This is a genomic window from Collinsella sp. SGI.180, from assembly GCF_050313455.1.
Classification (GTDB): Bacteria; Actinomycetota; Coriobacteriia; order Coriobacteriales; family Coriobacteriaceae; genus Collinsella.
Genome location: NZ_JBNPLL010000038.1, coordinates 1 through 2,447 on the forward strand (window position 1 = coordinate 1; position 2,447 = coordinate 2,447).

The 2,447-nt window shown below is 62.6% G+C and carries 2 protein-coding genes; both read right to left on the reverse strand.

Going from position 1 to position 2,447, the window contains the following annotated elements; genetic code table 11:
• Positions 1-87: 87 nt before the first annotated feature.
• Positions 88-852 carry an IS21-like element helper ATPase IstB gene (istB, locus tag ACQRAP_RS08590; protein ID WP_273339942.1) on the reverse strand — a complete coding sequence of 255 codons (765 nt, stop codon included), beginning with the start codon at positions 850-852 and terminating at the stop codon, positions 88-90.
• 2 nt (positions 853-854) lie between these two features.
• Positions 855-2,315, reverse strand: a complete 1,461-nt coding sequence (istA, locus tag ACQRAP_RS08595; protein WP_123220231.1) for an IS21 family transposase — start codon at positions 2,313-2,315, stop codon at positions 855-857.
• Positions 2,316-2,447 lie beyond the last annotated feature (132 nt).

Below are 2,447 nucleotides of genomic sequence, written 5' to 3' on the forward strand. Positions count from 1 at the left end.
TGTTTTTCACAACAACTAAATTTAGGATTTCACGACTAATTTCTTTCGGGTTTCACCGTTTTGCAAAGGTGCCGCACCCTTTCTTCGCTAACTGTCCGATCTTCCCATCATCAAGGCTTCCTCGAACCTTCTGCTCTGCCCGCCGAACTCAACCAGCCGACCATGATGCATGATCCTGTCAATCGTCGCCGTGGCCAGGTGCGCGTCTCCCAGCACAGTGCCCCATTTGCCGAACTCTATGTTGGTTGTGACGATCATGCTCCTCGTCTCGTACGTTGCCGACATCACCTGGTAGAGCAGCCGAGCGCCCTCGATGTCTATCGGGATGTAGCCGTACTCGTCGATTATCAGCAGGTCTGCCTTGGCTATGTCGCGAAGCACCTGCTCGAGCCTGTTGTCGGCGACGGCCGCCTTCAGCATCAGCACCAGCGACGCGGTCTCGAAGTACCTGACCTTGTAGCCCCGCTCGGCCGCCAGCACGCCCAGTGCGATCGACAGGTGGGTCTTTCCGCGTCCGCATCCTCCGTAGAACACGAAGTCCTGGGCCTGCCGGACAAACTCCAATGACACCAGGTCATCGACGGTGTAGCCGTCTGGGAAGGACACCTCGCCGAAGTCGAAGTCCGCGACCGACTTCACGGCCGGGAATTTGGCCTGCCTCATGAGCCTTGCCTTCCTGTTCTCCTCCCTGGTGGCGTTCTCGCTCCTGATCAGCTCGCATGCAGCCACCAGCTGGCCTCGCGTGGCATCCTTGGAAAACGCCGCGATCGTCGACTTGGTGAAGTACATGGTCCTGGCCAGCGCGGCGAACTCCGCCTCGATCTGGCCCCTCGTCATCTGCTCGATGTCCATGGCTAGGCCTCCTTTGCGAAGACGGCGTCGTACATTCCGAGGTCGGGGCTGTCGTCGTATGCGATGGACCCTTGGCCGTTCGCCGTGCATGCGGCAGCCAATGCGACGTCAGCGCGGCTGGGGACGCCGCCGTCGGCGCCGAGCGCGGCCATCGCCGCTACCGCGGCCTCGTAGCCCGCATCCGCGCTGACGTCGCGAAGCATCCTGAGCATCGTGCCCCTGTCGGCCCTGCCCATGGAATCCATCGACCTGGCCAGCGATTTCGGCAAGGTCGCCCTGACGGCGCTGTTCTGCCATCCGCCCGGCTTCCTGCAAAGGAGCGCCAGCTGCGACATGGGGTCGCTGGCCTTGGTGGGCGCATCCCCGTATGCTCGGTCGAAGGCGGCGATCTGCGTGCCCTCGCCGTCGTAGAAGGCTACCCGGAATGCGCCCAGCTCGACGATCACCCTCTCCTCGCCGTGGTCCGGCCCGAGCGGGTAGCGGTGTCTGCCGTCGAGGCACGCGTCGCCGTACTTGTCGGTCTTGGCCGTGACTATCTTCGCGACGCGGAAGGGCTTCGCCGGCAGGTCGGCCATGGCCACGCAGTCCTCCATGAACAGCTGGCGCTCGGGCTCCCCTTTGAGGTAATGGTCCTTGCCGGCGCGATCCAGGCACCTGCCGAGGATCCGCTTGTTGTAGGCGGGCAGGCTGTCGATGCGGGGAACGGGGACGAACAGGTTGCGCCGGATGGCCCCGACGGCATTCTCCACGGAGCCCTTCTCGTGGCCGGAGTTGGGGTTGCAGAAGGAGAAGTCGAACCCGTAGTGGGCGGCGAAGCGCGTGAACGTGTCGGCGGTGCTGACAACCTGGCCGACCCTTCTGCCGACGCCCGTGGCGTTGTCAAACACCAACCGGGTGGGCACGCCCCCGCAGAACTCGAACACGGCCTTCAGGCCCTCGCAGACGCATTCCGACGTCTCGCCCCAGAAGCATTGCGCCAGCGACACGTTGGAGAACGGGAAGGTGACCACCAGGTAGTGCACCTCGCGCATGACGCCCAGCACCCTGAAGTCGCACACGCCGAAGTCGACCTGCCCCTCGCCGGGCGCCCATTCGAGGTTGAGGAACTCGTCTTTGGCGCCTTTGAGCTCGGCTTTGCGCTTCTTGACGTAGGCCTGGACGATTGTGTAGCTGCCGTCGTAGCCGCATTCCGCGACGAGCCGGTCGAATACCCGCTGGGCCGTGTGTCGCTGCTTGGGGCGCCGCTTCCTGTCCTCCGCAAGCCAACGATCTATCGTCGCCTTGAACGGGTCAAGCTTCGAACCGCGCCTCTTCCTGGGCTTGACCTGAGGGGAGAAGTCGTCCATGTCGCGGTATTTGCGCACCGTGGGCTCGGAGATTCCCTCCTCCCTGGCTATCTGGGCGACGCTGTCGCCACGGGCAGCGCGCTGCTTGATTGCTAGAATAGTTGACATGCCGATCATTTCCTTTCCGGCCTCCTTGAGTCGATTACCGAAGCAATGACTAAGTTAGGCCATCCGTTGGAGGTGGTCGGCGCCTTTGCTTATGAGGCGAAACAATCGTCGTGAAACCCGAAACTTTTATCTCGTGATTTC